Annotated in this window: 11 protein-coding genes and 1 pseudogene; 1 reads left to right on the top strand and 11 read right to left on the bottom strand. The window is 46.2% G+C overall.

Annotated features, from left to right (window positions below; all coding sequences use genetic code 11):
- Window positions 1-9: 9 nt before the first annotated feature.
- From HP570_RS20715 to HP570_RS20685, 7 genes are all read right to left on the bottom strand, one after another.
- Complete coding sequence (locus tag HP570_RS20715) at window positions 10-609, bottom strand: response regulator transcription factor (RefSeq protein WP_012684534.1); 600 nt, start codon at window positions 607-609, stop codon at window positions 10-12.
- The gene (locus HP570_RS20710; RefSeq protein ID WP_041749242.1) at window positions 606-1,748 is read right to left on the bottom strand and encodes a sensor histidine kinase; all 1,143 of its coding nucleotides are present in this window, start codon (window positions 1,746-1,748) and stop codon (window positions 606-608) included. The genes HP570_RS20715 and HP570_RS20710 overlap by 4 nt, the downstream gene beginning before the upstream one ends.
- 63 nt (window positions 1,749-1,811) lie before the next feature.
- Window positions 1,812-2,870, bottom strand: coding sequence for a Delta(5) desaturase DesA (gene desA, locus HP570_RS20705; protein ID WP_012684532.1), 1,059 nt, complete (start codon window positions 2,868-2,870; stop codon window positions 1,812-1,814).
- A 252-nt stretch (window positions 2,871-3,122) separates the two neighbouring features.
- A complete protein-coding gene (locus tag HP570_RS20700) occupies window positions 3,123-4,148 on the bottom strand; it encodes an ABC transporter substrate-binding protein (protein ID WP_173626978.1) in 1,026 nt (341 codons plus the stop codon).
- A gap of 113 nt (window positions 4,149-4,261) precedes the next feature.
- Window positions 4,262-5,851 carry an AraC family transcriptional regulator gene (locus HP570_RS20695; RefSeq protein WP_309139206.1) on the bottom strand — a complete coding sequence of 530 codons (1,590 nt, stop codon included), beginning with the start codon at window positions 5,849-5,851 and terminating at the stop codon, window positions 4,262-4,264.
- Between the two features lie 113 nt (window positions 5,852-5,964).
- Complete coding sequence (fhuB, locus tag HP570_RS20690) at window positions 5,965-8,025, bottom strand: Fe(3+)-hydroxamate ABC transporter permease FhuB (protein ID WP_256436270.1); 2,061 nt, start codon at window positions 8,023-8,025, stop codon at window positions 5,965-5,967.
- A gap of 20 nt (window positions 8,026-8,045) precedes the next feature.
- Window positions 8,046-9,065 (bottom strand): ABC transporter substrate-binding protein, encoded by a 1,020-nt coding sequence (locus tag HP570_RS20685; protein ID WP_173626976.1) that lies wholly within the window; start codon window positions 9,063-9,065, stop codon window positions 8,046-8,048.
- Between the two features lie 431 nt (window positions 9,066-9,496).
- On the opposite strand from HP570_RS20685, the gene HP570_RS20680 reads away from it, so the two are divergent.
- Window positions 9,497-10,312, top strand: a complete 816-nt coding sequence (locus HP570_RS20680) for a DUF4097 family beta strand repeat-containing protein (protein ID WP_173626975.1) — start codon at window positions 9,497-9,499, stop codon at window positions 10,310-10,312.
- On the opposite strand, the pseudogene HP570_RS29690 reads toward HP570_RS20680, so the two are convergent.
- The 4 genes and pseudogenes from HP570_RS29690 to HP570_RS20660 form a co-directional block, all read right to left on the bottom strand.
- Window positions 10,302-10,517: pseudogene (locus tag HP570_RS29690) on the bottom strand (hypothetical protein); the annotation flags it as partial. The gene HP570_RS20680 and the pseudogene HP570_RS29690 sit on opposite strands and share 11 nt — an antisense overlap.
- Before the next feature lie 75 nt (window positions 10,518-10,592).
- Window positions 10,593-11,216: a hypothetical protein gene (locus tag HP570_RS20670; protein WP_173626974.1), complete on the bottom strand. Its 624-nt coding sequence runs from the start codon at window positions 11,214-11,216 to the stop codon at window positions 10,593-10,595.
- 190 nt (window positions 11,217-11,406) lie between these two features.
- Window positions 11,407-13,284, bottom strand: a complete 1,878-nt coding sequence (locus HP570_RS20665; protein ID WP_173626973.1) for an FtsX-like permease family protein — start codon at window positions 13,282-13,284, stop codon at window positions 11,407-11,409.
- Window positions 13,285-13,297: 13 nt separating this feature from the next.
- Complete coding sequence (locus HP570_RS20660) at window positions 13,298-14,065, bottom strand: ABC transporter ATP-binding protein (protein ID WP_106652361.1); 768 nt, start codon at window positions 14,063-14,065, stop codon at window positions 13,298-13,300.
- Window positions 14,066-14,111: the final 46 nt, after the last annotated feature.

Raw genomic sequence — 14,111 nt, 5'->3', positions numbered from 1 at the left:
GCTGGTCTGCTACTTAAACCAGCCTTTTTCCTTTGAATGCATAATCGCCTCGATCCGATTGCTCACACCGAGCTTGTCGAGAATGACGGAGATGTAATTCCGCACAGTCCCTGTCGTAATGTACAGCTGACTGGCAATCTCCTTGGTGTTCTTCCCGTCAGCGACCAAAAGCAGGACTTCCTTTTCCCGCTCCGTCAGCGGATTCTCCTGCCCGTATGCCTCATCGACCAGCTCAGGCGCATAGATCCGCCGCCCAGCCATAATGCTGCGAATCGAGCTAGCCAGCTCTTCGCTCGGACTGTCCTTGAGCAAGTAGCCGTTTGCTCCTGCCTTCAGAGCTCGTTCGAAGTAACCGGGGCGAGCAAAGGTTGTAAGAATCATCACCTTGCACCCGCTGCCTTTCAATTCCTCGGCAGCGTCTAATCCACTTTTGACTGGCATTTCGATATCCATAATGCAAATGTCGGGCTGATGCTGATGCACGAGCTTGACCGCATCCTCACCATTACTTGCTTTTCCGACGACCTTCATATCCTCTTCCAAATCGAGCAGGGAAGCAAGGGCTCCCAAGAGCATTCTCTGATCCTCTGCAATGACAATGCGAATCATCTTCCCGCCTCCTGTTCCGGTTGTTTGAAGATGTTGGGTACCCGGATCACTAGCTGTGTTCCAGAGACTGAGGACTGGATTTCCATGCTTCCGTTGACAAATTCCAGCCGTTCCTTCATCCCACGCAAACCGTTGCCCCGGTAAACCAATTCCTCCGCCATTCCAATGCCATTATCCGTTACGCTTACAACGAGATCTGTACGAGTGGGTTCGATGACAATGGAGGAGGCAGTGGCATTGCTATGCTTCACAATATTGTTGACCGCTTCTTTCAGGCACATGCAAAGCACGTTTTCTGTCATCAGCGAAGTATTGGTCAGATTCGTGTCGCCTTCCAGCACGAACTCAATATCCGCTGCCTTGAAAATTTGTTTGATCCGAAACATCTCATCCTCAAGCCGCGTCCCACGCATTTGTGTGACCATTTCCCGTACTTCTTTCAAAGCGATTCGCGCCGTTTGCCTGATTTCCTCCAGCTCCGTTCTCGCAAGAGCAGGATTTTTGTTGATCAGCTTGTTCGCCAAATCACTTTTCAACCCAATCAGGGAGAGCTTCTGCCCCAACGTATCGTGCAAGTCACGGGCAATGCGTTGGCGTTCCTCTAGCTTGACCAGCTCTGAAATCCGCTTGTTCGCATGCTCCAGCTCTCCCTGGAGCTTCTCGCGCTTATTCCAGTTGTACGTGGTCACGGGCAAGAGAATGACAGCAACCATGCTAACCAAAACAAACGGAAGCTGGCCAATCAATTGCGCGTTTTTGGTGAAAAAACCGATGTTGACCGATATGGCGGTACTTATCAAATGAACCGTGTACAGCGTAACAAAGCCGATCTTGTTCTCGATATTCCCGATAAAAAACGCCAAGAAGAGCGAGAAATACACATAGCCGAACATCAAGGTCATGGCGATGGATATGATGATCTGCACACCCGTCCAAAAGTAAATCAGCCAGCCCTTTGACAGAAAGGAGAAAACATAGCAAATGAAAAACAGAATGATCATGATGATTCCGATCACCGCTTCGTACGTCGAGGATGATCGGAAGATGAAATAGAATGGCAGGATGTAGAAAACAACCCACACATAAGGGCTCAAGCCCGTATTTTTTTGAAGAATGTGATACCACTTCTGCTTTTGCATCCTTGCCCACCTTTTCTTCGCCACTCTCTCAAGTGTATCGGAATTCAATGGTTTATGGCAGGCTTATTTTCCTTCCAAACTCGGTTTGGAGCCTTGAAGTGCATCCATGATCGCTTCTGATCGAGCAGCAGTCAATCGCTTGATGCCTTTGAAGCTCACAAAGCGCTTGTTGCTCTCATCCCATAAATGAAAACGCAGGCACTGCACGCTGGCCGCCAGTGTAATCGTTGTCGCCTTCTGAAGCGGTGGTGTCTCGTTATGTGCTTTTTCCAGGTTGTAATTCGGTACCCGTGGGCTTAAATGATGGACGTGGTGAAAGCCAATATTGCCTGTGAGCCATTGCAAAACCTTTGGCAGCTTGTAGTAGGAGCTTCCTTCTACTGCTGCTTTCACATAGCTCCACTCTTCTTCGTTCTCAAAATACGAATCCTCATACGTATGCTGTACATAAAACAGCCAAATCCCAAACAATCCTGAGACAAAAAAGATCGGACCTTGAATCAGCAGAAATGCTTGCCAGCCAACCGCCCAGATTAAGACCGCATAAAGACCGACCAGCAGCAAATTCGTCAGATACGTATTCAACCGCTCTTTGCGGCGAGCACGTTTTACATTAAAACGATATTGGAGCAAAAAGACAAAAATAGGTCCCAAGCCAAACATAACGATCGGATTACGATACAGCCGATAAGCAATTTTACGCCAGATAGGAGATTCGAGATATTCATTAACAGTCAACATCCACAGATCGCCTACGCCTCGTTTGTCGAGGTTGCTGCTCGTTGCATGGTGAATATTATGACTATTTTTCCACTGTTCATACGGAACGAGGGTAATCACACCAGTAATCGTCCCCACGATGTCATTCGCCCGACGATTTTTGAAAAAGGATTGGTGGCAGCAATCGTGGCAAATGATGAAGGTACGGATGACGAAGCCAGCTGCAACAATGACGATAGGCAGCGTCAGCCAATAGGACACAGATAGACTAAGATAAGCTCCGTACCAAAGCAGAATCAGCGGAACTAACGTATTGATTAGCTGTCGGATACTCTTTTTCATGTCTGATTTTTCAAAGGGGGCAACATTCTTTTTCAACTCGGCAATGTTGGCTTGATGCATCAATCGTTTCCTCCTCGACCGAAGCGCATGAGACGTGGAGTGCGCCGGACACTATATTCTATCTATATTGTAGAAAATAGCGTCTGGCCGCTGTAGTCATAAACGTCAAGTCGGAGACATGACAAATGTCATGGTTGAACAAGCGACTTGAAAATTTAAGGTACATAAACTAAGCAACCATCCCATATTATGCCAAGAAAAGACCCCATCCATACTTCGGATGAGGTCTCTCGCTTTGACGCCGCATTGTTCTTACTTCACATCGAGGCGCTTCACGATATCTTCGAGCAGCAAATTCGCTGCCTTGATGCCGCCTGCTTTGTTCCAAACCGTTTCGTCTACTTGGTAAACTTGATTGGTCTTCGCCACATTCAGAGATTTGAAAACCGGGCTTTCCATCCATTTTTTCGCGTTGTTCGAAACATCTTTAGATTCTTTCGTTGGCTCCGTTACCCAGTAGAACAGGATGTCCCCATCTATAGCGGACATACCTTCTTCACTAATCATTTCTGCAAAGTTGTTTACGTCCTGGGAAGCTGGACGTGCGAGTCCCAGTTGATCGAGCAGCACACCGCTAAAGGTATCTTTTTGATAGATTTGTACACCTTTTTTGGAGAATTTCGCTACGGATACTTTGGTAGAAGCTTTCGGACCCAGCTTTGCTTTCGCAGCAGCTACACGATCATCGAATTCTTTCAGGACTTGCTCGCCTTCCGACTTCTTGTTTAGTGCTTCTGCATAAAGCATGAAGTTGCTTTTCCATCTACCGGACAGCTCTTCTGAGAATACGGTTGGAGCGATTTTGGACAGTTGATCGTAAATCTTTTCATGACGTACTTTGTTCCCGATGATCAAATCAGGGCTCAGGCTTACAATCGCTTCGAGATTCGGCTGGTCTTCGAAGCCCAACACTTCTACACCTGTCATCTCATCCTTGATGTGAGGATACCAAGGATCTTCATCCCATGACTGTACAGCAGCGATTGGCTTAACGCCAAGTGCAAGCAAGGCTTCGGTACCTTCATTTGTTAAAATTACCACGCGTTCTGGTGTTCCCTTGATCGGAGTGGTACCCATTGCATGTTTCACTTCACGTACTTCATTGGAATCGGCTGGTGCTGATGTTGGAGTAGCCTCAGTCGTCGTTCCCGATGCGGCTGGCGCTTGTTGAGCTTGGTTGGCATTGCCTCCACAACCGGCAAGGACAACCAGCAAGCACAGCGCGAAGAAGCTGGTCATGATGTGGCGCATGGTACGTAAACTGGTCTTACTTTTCATATCGAGAATGCCCCCACTTCTGCTTACTTAGTGATAACAATTATCAATTGATAGTATATAGAGACTCCTCTTACTTTTCTATGGACGTGATTGTCTAATTCCCATGGACCAGATTACCCCTGTGCGACCTGGAGAAAATACGCTTTGCTCCTTTGAATCGTATGCTCTCTGCCAAACGGTCCCCATGGGTCCCATTCGTGATTGGCGGGATGGTACACTTTGTTTTCCCTCACCGCACGCATGTCTCTCCACAACGGGTTGTTCCACAGTGCTGCCACATGCTCCCGTTCACTCCAGAACACGATGATTCGCTCCGGGTTTAATTCGATCAGATCGTTGAGTGCATTTGGTTTATAGGCCGCGTGGGTCACATTCGGATCAGGCGCAAATCCAAGCTTGTGATAAAACAAATCAGCGAGGGCGTGCCCCTCTACACCATACAGGCGCACCTCATCCGCAAGGACGCGAATCATCGTCCATTCACCCGTGCGTGTAACCGGCAACAGTGCATCTCTTGCTTGTTTTTCCACGTTGTCGATGTGCTTGATGATTTTCTCTGCCTGACTCTCTTTCTTGAAGAGCGTCGCCAATCTGGTTTGGTAGTCAATCCAATTCGGATAACCGTCAAAAAAGACCGTTCCCCTTATTTTCTCCCAGTCTCCTGCCTCCCGATTGTGGAAAAAGTTCATCCTGACAATCACATCAGGGGACAACGTTAAAATTTCTTTCGGATCGATCAGCTGCTCTGCATTCAATGCTTTTGTCCCGCGCAGCTTTTGCTGTAAATAAGAAGGAAAGCCCGTCCTCGTTTCAAAGTAGTTCGGGAAGGAGGGGGCAGCAATCGGCTGAATTCCCATCGCAAGAAAATGATCCTGCAAAAACAGCTTGCTGACCACGACTACCCGCTGATCACTTTGCTTCATATAAATTTGCGGCGACAATCCTTCGCGTTTTTTGAAGAGTCTACTAAAATACAGCTCATCGGTATAACCTACGTTACGAGCTACATCCTTCACGCTTCCTCCAGAATGGGCAAGCAGCTCCTTGGCATGCTCCATCCGCAGCCCAGTCAAATACTCCCCGGGTGTCATTCCCGTCACACGTTTGAAAGCACGGCAATAAGAGCTGGGGGTCAACCCCGCCAGACTCGGCAAGCTTCCCAATTCCAGTGACTCGCGGTAGTGTTTTTGCATGTAGGCGATGGTTTCCTCAATCGCTCCAATGCCCTTTTCCTCTTTCTTTTTCTGTTCATCATAAACAGCACCAAGCAGCTCGTAGAGCAACGCTTGGCTCCGCAAAAAAGAAGAGTAATCCCGTTTTCGTGTCAATTGCGAGAGCTCCTCCAATACCGTCAGAAATGAGGCGGGTGTAGAGACAGCCAAAACCTCGACTTCTTTCCTCTCGGGAGCGATCTCGTGCTGATCGTGTCTCGCTTCTGCGTAATGCAGCCTGTATATGTGCAACGGTCCTGATTGGCACCGCAATTCTTCTATTTTCGTCGTCGGGTGCAACAACAAGAGCTTTCCGGCGTCGAGCACCTGCTTTTGACCATCAACCGTCATCTCTGCTCTTCCTTCTGCCACATAGCAAAGGACATGGGTGTTTATCTCCACCTGACGCAGATGAAAATTTTTCAATCGCTGTTTGCGAAAGGCGGTCATCAAAAACCCAGGATAATCTTGATTAATCGTCAACGGATTCACATCCCTCTATCATCGGAAATAGCAAGAAAAAGTAGACAAGCTGATTGCCGGAATCAGCCTGTTCTACTTTCATCATGTTGAGATCTTTGTATTTGGCAAGTACTTGCCTACGTCTATTGCGAGGAACGATTCGAACGGAACATCAGCAAGAACAGATAGGGCGCCCCTAGCAACGCCACCACGACCCCCGCCGGAATATCTTTCGGAATCATGACGATCCTTCCTAGCAAATCAGAAGCAGCCAACAATACAGCTCCAAGCATGGCTGAGACGACGACTGCACGGCGATGATGGGGGCCAACCAGCATACGTGCTGCATGTGGAGCGAGAAGGCCGATAAATCCTACGGCCCCGACACTGGCAACTGCCGCTGAAGCGAGCAACACGGCAATGACTGCCACAGACAACCTCGTCATCCGCACCTTTAACCCCAATCCAGTTGAACTCTCGTCGTTAAATGACAAGAGGTCCACCCGACGTCCTAACCACCACGCGATCGGTGCTAAAACGAGGATCGCAGGCAACAGGCGGCCTACTTCCATCCATCCCCGCCCGTATGTACTTCCTGCCAGCCAAGTGAGTGCAGGCGCTGCCAAGATCATCGAATGTACGATTAAGATATTAATAAGGGCGGCACCTGCGGCAGAAACCGCAATTCCAACTAGCGTCAGGATGATTGGATTGAGTCCCCTTCTCCAAGAGACTGCATACACAATCGCAGCGGAGATGATTCCCCCTGCAACAGCCCCAAGGGGCATCCAAGCCGAGAATTGAGGAAGCACGAGGAGCACGATAATCGCCCCTACACCCGCACCACTCGTGACACCGACAATCTGCGGATCAGCCAGTGGATTACGTACTGCACTCTGCATGAGACTTCCGCTGATCGCGAGTGCCACACCTGCCAACATCGCTGTCAACAGTCGCGGCATCCGAAGCTCCAACACCAATTGACTGTACATCTCGTTTCCTTGTCCCATGAAAATGGCGATGATCTCCGTCCAGGGCAGGTACAAGTTTCCGCTAGACAAGCTGAGCATCCAAACAACCACGAGCAGCACCGTAAGCATAGACACAATTAACGGATACGAAACTTTGCGTTGTGCTCCACCGACACTCATCGAGCCTCCAGTCCCAGCAGTCATACTGCGCGAGACACGCAAAGCCAGCCAGATCAACCATGGGCCACCAATAGCAGCCGTGATGGCTCCTGCTGGAAGTTCACCATAATGATTGATGAACATACGTGCAATCGTATCAGAAGCCACAAGCAGCGCTGCCCCCCAGATGGCACATAGTGGCAGCAGCCATCTATGCTGGGTGATGCCTGACAATCGCACCAGATGCGGAGCCACGAGTCCGATGAAACCGATTGGACCGACCACACTGACACTAACGCACGTAACCAAGATCGCAATAAACATGGTGAAAAGCCGTGTTTTTGCCACCTTTTGCCCCAATGACTTCGCCGTTTCTTCATTAAGGCTAAGTACATCAAGCTGCCTGGCCATAAAAAAGCTGACCAAAATCCCAGCTACAATCCAAGGCCAACTGAATTCTACACCCGACCAGTCATTTTGCTTCAGGGAGCCCGAGCCCCAGAGGAAAATGCCATTTGTCGTTTCTTCGTTAAACAAGATGATGGCACTCGTCAAGGAGGAGTACACCAAGGTGACGATCATCCCGGATAATGCCACACGCACAGGCGTGCCTTTTCGCCCGCCAGACATGAAGTATACGGTAACGGCTGCGAGTATTCCGCCCGCCATCGCAAATGGAAGCGGGTGGTCATGCAAGAATGATGGCCAAAAAACCATCCCGAACACCACAAAGAAATAGGCACCCGCATTTACGCCCAATGTCGTTTCCGAAGCGAGCGGGTTTCGTGTCACTGTCTGCATCAAAGCTCCGGCAATCGCCAATGCTGCACCAGACAAAAGCCCCATGACCGTTCTCGGAAGCCTGACACCTTGTATCATATGGTGATCGGAAATGTCCTGCGGAGCAATAATGGCCTGTATAACAGAACGCAGAGAAATGTCTGCCATCCCCTGTGTCAAACTGACAAATGTAAGCACTAACAGAGCGACAAGTCCACTCCCTAACATCAAGAACAATCTCCAGCCCCCTCTTGGTGAGGAAGTGGCTGGAGTGATGTCAGTTCGTGTGAACATTTTATTTTTGGCTAAACTCATTATTTTGCCAACAGATCAACAGCTTTATTCGCGAGAATTTTTGCAGACATGGTACCACCATACGGCCACAGATCTCCGCCCAGCGCATAGACGCGATTTTCTTTCACAAAAGTAAGACCGTTCCAAACTGGGTTGTTTTTCAATTGATTCTCAATCACGTTGTCATCATTTTGAATGATATGGAGGAAATTCGCATCCTGCAACGCGGGAAGTGCCTCCACATCTGCCAGTGTCATTCCTGTTTGCTCAAATTTCTTAGGCTTATACTTATTTGTCAGACCAATATTTATCAAGATGCTTGCTGCTGTAGAGTTATCCGTAGACAAACGGAATTCTACTGCATTTTGGCTGCTGTAGCCCATCGCGAGGACAAATGGAACTTTATCTGCACCAGCTTTGGTTAGCTTTTCTTTTGCTTCCGCATAAGTCTTGTCGAGGTCTTTCAAAGCAGCTTCGGCTTCTGCATTTTTACCCGTAATATCCGCAATTTGCTTGAAAATCTCGATCATTCGATCATACTGTGATCCCTGACCTTCAGCAGGATTCGTATCAAAGGCAATCGTTGGAGCAATTTTACTCATTTCGTCGTAATTGGCTTCTACATTTCGTTTAATACCGATAATCAAATCTGGCTTCAACATCATGATCGATTCCAGGTTCGGGGAAGTACGACTTCCTACATCCACTACTTCCGGGGCAATCTCCACCGGAAGTTTGACCCATTTTTTCATATTTGGAATATCTGCAATCCCTACAGGCTGAATACCAAGAGCCAACAAATGCTCTGCTGAGCTCCATTCCAATGCAACGATACGCTTAGGAGTACCTTTGATAGTCGACTCTCCCATCATGTGCTTCACTGTGCGCACTTGCTCTTCTGCCGGTTTCGCTGCGTCAGGCTGAGCTGTAGCAGCTTGATTAGAACCAGATTGTGCAGTTGACCCTGCATTGCCGCAAGCAGCGAGTAACAGCATCGCAGACATAAATACAAGCATCACTGGTAGTTTTATAAGACGCATGAAAAAATTCCCCCTTACTTTTCTAGGTGTTACATCGAATGAGAAAGGATGATGGACATGATTTCCAATCAACCATTGATTATGATAATGATTATCATTATCTTTGTCAACGTTGAGATGTGTTCAAAGTCTTAAAAAAATCTCCAGACTCAGAAAAATTCGTTTTAGACTAAACCGAATAATAATAAAACAGCAGCGACCTAAGACCTGAAAAAAAGTCTTAGACTCGCCGCTGTTTCATTACGCTATTCGATTCATCATGTGCCTCTAGGTTTAAAGGCGGAGGCTCTTCTAGACTTAAGTCCAGTTCTTATTCAAGCCAAAGTCCGTTACCAAATCTTTCTGACCACTATACGATTAATGTACAAACGGATCACGTAATTTGAAATGACGATCTGTTTAGCATATGCAGAAGAAAGGAAGATAAACGTTTGAACAACAACATAAAGTTAGCAATGATTCTCCTGGCCGCTGCCAGTATCGGAATCGCTGGATGTACGAAGGAATCCTCCGTCACTAGTACACAAAGTTCGTCCCAGCAAAACGCTTCTATACCGCCGAACGCAATTGCAAATTCAGAAACATCGGACATTAAGAATGTCTCGAATGCAGTAAAAGGGGATATTTCTCAAATAGATGTAACTAACATTCATTCCCTAAAAATTCAGAGTAACGCAGCTATAGTTAAAGTCATAGGAGACAAACAAATCAATCAAGCAAAATGGGAGTTATCCAAGGGCAATTCAGAAGGAATGGATACCAACGTGACTACGTCCATCCAAGATGGAACATTACAGATTATGCTTAAACAGGAACAAAAGAAGTTGATAAATACGGATCCATTGCCATCCTTAACGATCCATCTTCCTTATAAAGACTTCAAATCCCTTGAGATAGTTAATGAAGTTGGTGACATATTCATTGAGTCAGAATTGTCGGTCCAACATTTAAATGTGAGCAGCAATGCTGGCAACATCACCGTAACGGATGTCATTGGCAAGGAAAGCAGTAACATATCTACTAACCTTGGAAACGTCGAATTCGCTCTACCGGATCAATTAGCACCTCTATATGTAAGTTTATCAACTGAAATGGGGAATATTGATAATCAGGTTAATCTTGAAAAAGCAACAAATACCACATCGGTTGTTTCCAAAGAACTCCATGGATATGTGGGTGAGGCTCAATCCGAGAATGCAACGCTCAACATCTCCACGCAAGTGGGCGAAATTCTATTCAAAAAATAAGTGTCATCATCGTACCAGGCTTGCCATAATCATGATCAGGCCTGGTATTGTTAGCATCCATTATTAGATCAACGGACAGTTCATCAGAAGCTTTGATAATAATATCAAACCGCTGACTGTACGGATGCATAAACACTTCGTACTGAATTCGACGTTCTTCATGTGACTGCCTTAAATAGTTGATATCGGTTCCTCTTTCAACAATAAAGGGGCTATCTAGAAAGTCAGTCTACGCCGACTTTCTAGATAGCCTCAACAGGTTCAGTCTACAACACTATTCTTAATTCTCTTGCTTCTTCGTAGGAATAATCTCTCCCGTTTTCGCATCTATTCCAATCGTGATAGATTGTTTGGGATCTTTTCCAGTAAACGTAAGGTTATATCTGCTAAATTTGCCTACAAAGTTGTCTACAATATTGGCACTTGAAATCACATAGGATTTTGCTTCTGGATGTGAGGCATAGAATTTATCTACCCCGGGTTTTACATTTGGGTATGATAGAACTGTAGCAGCATCCAATGATTGTATGGTATAGCTAAGGTTCCCCGTTTTCGAATCTATTGCAAAGTGAAAAAAGTTTTTTGAATCTTTTTCAAGTCTAATAACATACTTATCATACTCACCTTTTGAAACCACATCTTGATAAGCACTGATCTCATAAGATTTTGTTTCTGGAAACTGTGCATAGACGTTATCGATTGCTGCTTTCACAGCCTTGTCGGCAACAGCTTCGGAAGCTGAGAGCTTTTTGTAAGTTCCTGCATACAATTCTTGGTTTTGAGCTACAGTCTTTTGAGTTGGGTTTTCATTTGCACTTACTACTAAAGCTCCAGATAGGGAAATCGCAGTAGCCAATCCTAAAGCTGCCAAACGTACGGATGTTTTTTTAAGGTTTATTTTCATACCAATTCTCCTTCACGTTTATGATTTCTTTCCTAGGTATAGGTTAGAAAAAACTTCTAAAATATAAAGTGGGGTAAACTTAAAATTTTTATTAAAGTTCTTTGGTCATATAGCTTATCCCATGTTTTCGTCCCTTTCCGTAAAAAAAGAAAAAATCCCCCTCTAATGAGGAGGATTGATTCTCTTAAAATTACACTTCTTTTGGCAACACAATTCCACGATAAAGCTGAACTGTAATGTAATAGTAAATCGCATAGATCACAACGAAAATCAGCGTTGGAATCCAGATGTTCAGGTACGGATCCAAAAGGATGAACGAGAACATCTCCATACCGATCAATACGTGCATCAGACCGATGATCGCCGGGAAAATGAATACCATGAACAGCTCTTTATAGATCGAACCTACGAGCAACGATTGACGTACGCCGATTTTTCTCAGCATGCTGTAACGATCTTTGTCACGGGAAGCACCGGACAAGATTTTGAACATCAGGCAGCTCGCCATCATCGCCAGGAAAGCAATTCCGAGGAAGAAGCCCATGAACATCGTTCCGCTTGTGAAAATATACATCCCCGCATACGTGCTGTATTTGGAAGAAGTGTATACGTCTTTCGCTTCCACATTTGTGATAGACCCAATCAGTTGCTTTTGACGTTCATCCATTGTTTTTAATTCCTGTGTGTATTTCAAATAGTCGTCAACCTGGGCAAGGAGAACCTTGTGTTCACTTCCAGCAGTTTGCTCATATTTCGTCTGATCCACAACCAGAACAGATTTACCCTCAATCATCTGGTAGTTGATAAAGTTGGTGAATATCGCTTTGTCCCAATCCTCAGGAATAGCATCGTATTTACCTTTGTCATCTTTTGACGAACTAACGATATACGTCTCTTTCGGAAGCGGATCAGTCACAAGTTTTGGCTTGTTGTCAGCAGAGTAATTTTGAATGCTGTTCGTGGAAAGCAGCAACGGATTTGCCAGCAAGTCTTCCTTCAAGTAGTAATACGCCTTGTCGTCGACTTTGTATCGATACGTATTTTGCTCCAGGACGTTCATTTTTTTCAGTGCCTGATAATCCGCTTCAACCGGATCATGCAGATTCACGTCATACACATGGAACACCGTGGTAAACAAATTGACGTTTTGCTGGAAGGCCAAGCCCCCTGCCATCGCCCCGACACCAAGCCCGATCAGCATGGCTACTGTACCAAGGATTTTGGTCAGGTTGTTCACCCGAAAGCGCAGCTGAGCAAAGGTGAATGCGTTCAGCTTGCTGTCATTCAGCTTTTTATTTTTCTTCAAAGCCTGTACAAGAACTGGCAACAGCGAGATGAAAATCAAGTACGTCCCGATGGTGCATGAAATCGCCCCTACAATAAAGCCGAGTGCTTGCAGGTACATAAGCAAGTGCAAGCATGTATAGCCCAGAGCCAACAGGATCACGCCAAGGATAGCGACCAAAATGGCTCCGATTCCTTTTGACTTGATTTGGTCATTTTGTTGCTCGGCACGGATGAGTGTGAGCTCAGATGCACGAGCCAAACGAGCAGCATTGATCGTAGATGTGATGATAAACAGAATGAGGAAGAATCCCCATGTCACCCAAACCGCTGGCAGATAAAAAGGATAGTACCCATCTGTCGAAATCTCCAGCAGATTCATGAGCAGGACGCCGATGCCGCTTGCAAGTGCAATACCAACCAGGCTACCGATCACCAAGGAAATGATCCCCATCGTCAATGTTTCCAGGAACAAAATTTGGCTGATTTTCCCCTTCTTCGCCCCTAAGACCATGTACATTCCAAGCTCTTTGCGCCGCAGCGAGAGTAGGAATGAGTTGGCATAGAAAATATAGAAAATCGTGATAAACGCCAGCAGGAATGCCCCTACATTGAAAACGATCTGAATCGAAGAAATCATCGCGTTGTTTTTCGTGTAATCAGAATTGAGGGCAAGCGTCTGGAACATGTAAAAAATCGAAATGGAGATGACCAGACCCACGAGCAGAACCAGGTAGTCCTTCATCATCTTCCGCATACTGGACAAGGATAGCTTGAAAAGCATGAAACGTTACCTCCTAGCGTACATCATGTGATGCACCTAGCTCGGCCAGTACATCCAGAATTTGTTTGAAAAATTGCTGACGATCTCCCGTACGTTGAATCTCGGTGTACAGCTTGCCGTCCTGAATGAACAAGATCCGTTTGCAATAACTCGCAGAAAAGGCGTCATGCGTAACCATCATGATTGATACTTGGTGGTTCTCGTTCAAATCCGTCATCGTTTCCAGCAAGCTTTTCGCATTCTTCGAGTCGAGGGCGCCTGTCGGTTCGTCCGCCAGCAAAATCGCAGGATCATGCACAAGTGCGCGTGCTGCCGCGGCGCGTTGTTTTTGTCCCCCGGAAATTTGAACCGGATATTTCTGCAAAATCTCTTCGATCCCGAGTGTTTGTGCTACTTTACTTACTTTGGTGCTGATCTCTTTGGAAGAGACACCTTGCAGAGACAGCGGCAATGCAATGTTTTCATACACGGACAAATTCTCTAGCAGGTTGAAATCTTGAAAAATGAAGCCGAGCTTTTGTGAACGAAAATCTGCGAGCTGATTACGCTTCATCTGTGTAATGTTCGTTCCCGCAATCTCAATAAAGCCTTCTGTTGGACGATCCAGTGTGGAAATCACGTTGAGCAAAGTCGTCTTACCTGAACCGGATGGCCCCATGATTCCCACAAACTCACCTTTGTCTATGGTCATCGATACGCCTTTTAAGGCATGCGACTGGCTTTCACCTTTTGTCCCATATATTTTTTGAACGTCTTTCACTTCTAGTACAGCAGTACTCATTATTACGTTCCTCCATTCTATCTATTGGCTCGCGTTCGTTGTTTCG

The sequence above is a fragment of the Brevibacillus sp. RS1.1 genome, from assembly GCF_013284365.1.
Classification (GTDB): domain Bacteria; phylum Bacillota; class Bacilli; order Brevibacillales; family Brevibacillaceae; genus Brevibacillus; species Brevibacillus brevis_D.
This window is presented reverse-complemented; position numbering and strand designations above follow the sequence as displayed.

What these genes read in the sequence shown, in the direction of transcription:
- HP570_RS20685 (WP_173626976.1), bottom strand. Translation starts at nt 9,065, where the DNA reads ATGCGTCTTATAAAACTACCAGTGATGCTTGTATTTATGTCTGCGATG.
- desA (WP_012684532.1), bottom strand. Translation starts at nt 2,870, where the DNA reads ATGCATCAAGCCAACATTGCCGAGTTGAAAAAGAATGTTGCCCCCTTT.
- HP570_RS20715 (WP_012684534.1), bottom strand. Translation starts at nt 609, where the DNA reads ATGATTCGCATTGTCATTGCAGAGGATCAGAGAATGCTCTTGGGAGCC.
- HP570_RS20665 (WP_173626973.1), bottom strand. Translation starts at nt 13,284, where the DNA reads ATGCTTTTCAAGCTATCCTTGTCCAGTATGCGGAAGATGATGAAGGAC.
- fhuB (WP_256436270.1), bottom strand. Translation starts at nt 8,025, where the DNA reads ATGTTCACACGAACTGACATCACTCCAGCCACTTCCTCACCAAGAGGG.
- HP570_RS20700 (WP_173626978.1), bottom strand. Translation starts at nt 4,148, where the DNA reads ATGAAAAGTAAGACCAGTTTACGTACCATGCGCCACATCATGACCAGC.
- HP570_RS20670 (WP_173626974.1), bottom strand. Translation starts at nt 11,216, where the DNA reads ATGAAAATAAACCTTAAAAAAACATCCGTACGTTTGGCAGCTTTAGGA.
- HP570_RS20710 (WP_041749242.1), bottom strand. Translation starts at nt 1,748, where the DNA reads ATGCAAAAGCAGAAGTGGTATCACATTCTTCAAAAAAATACGGGCTTG.
- HP570_RS20660 (WP_106652361.1), bottom strand. Translation starts at nt 14,065, where the DNA reads ATGAGTACTGCTGTACTAGAAGTGAAAGACGTTCAAAAAATATATGGG.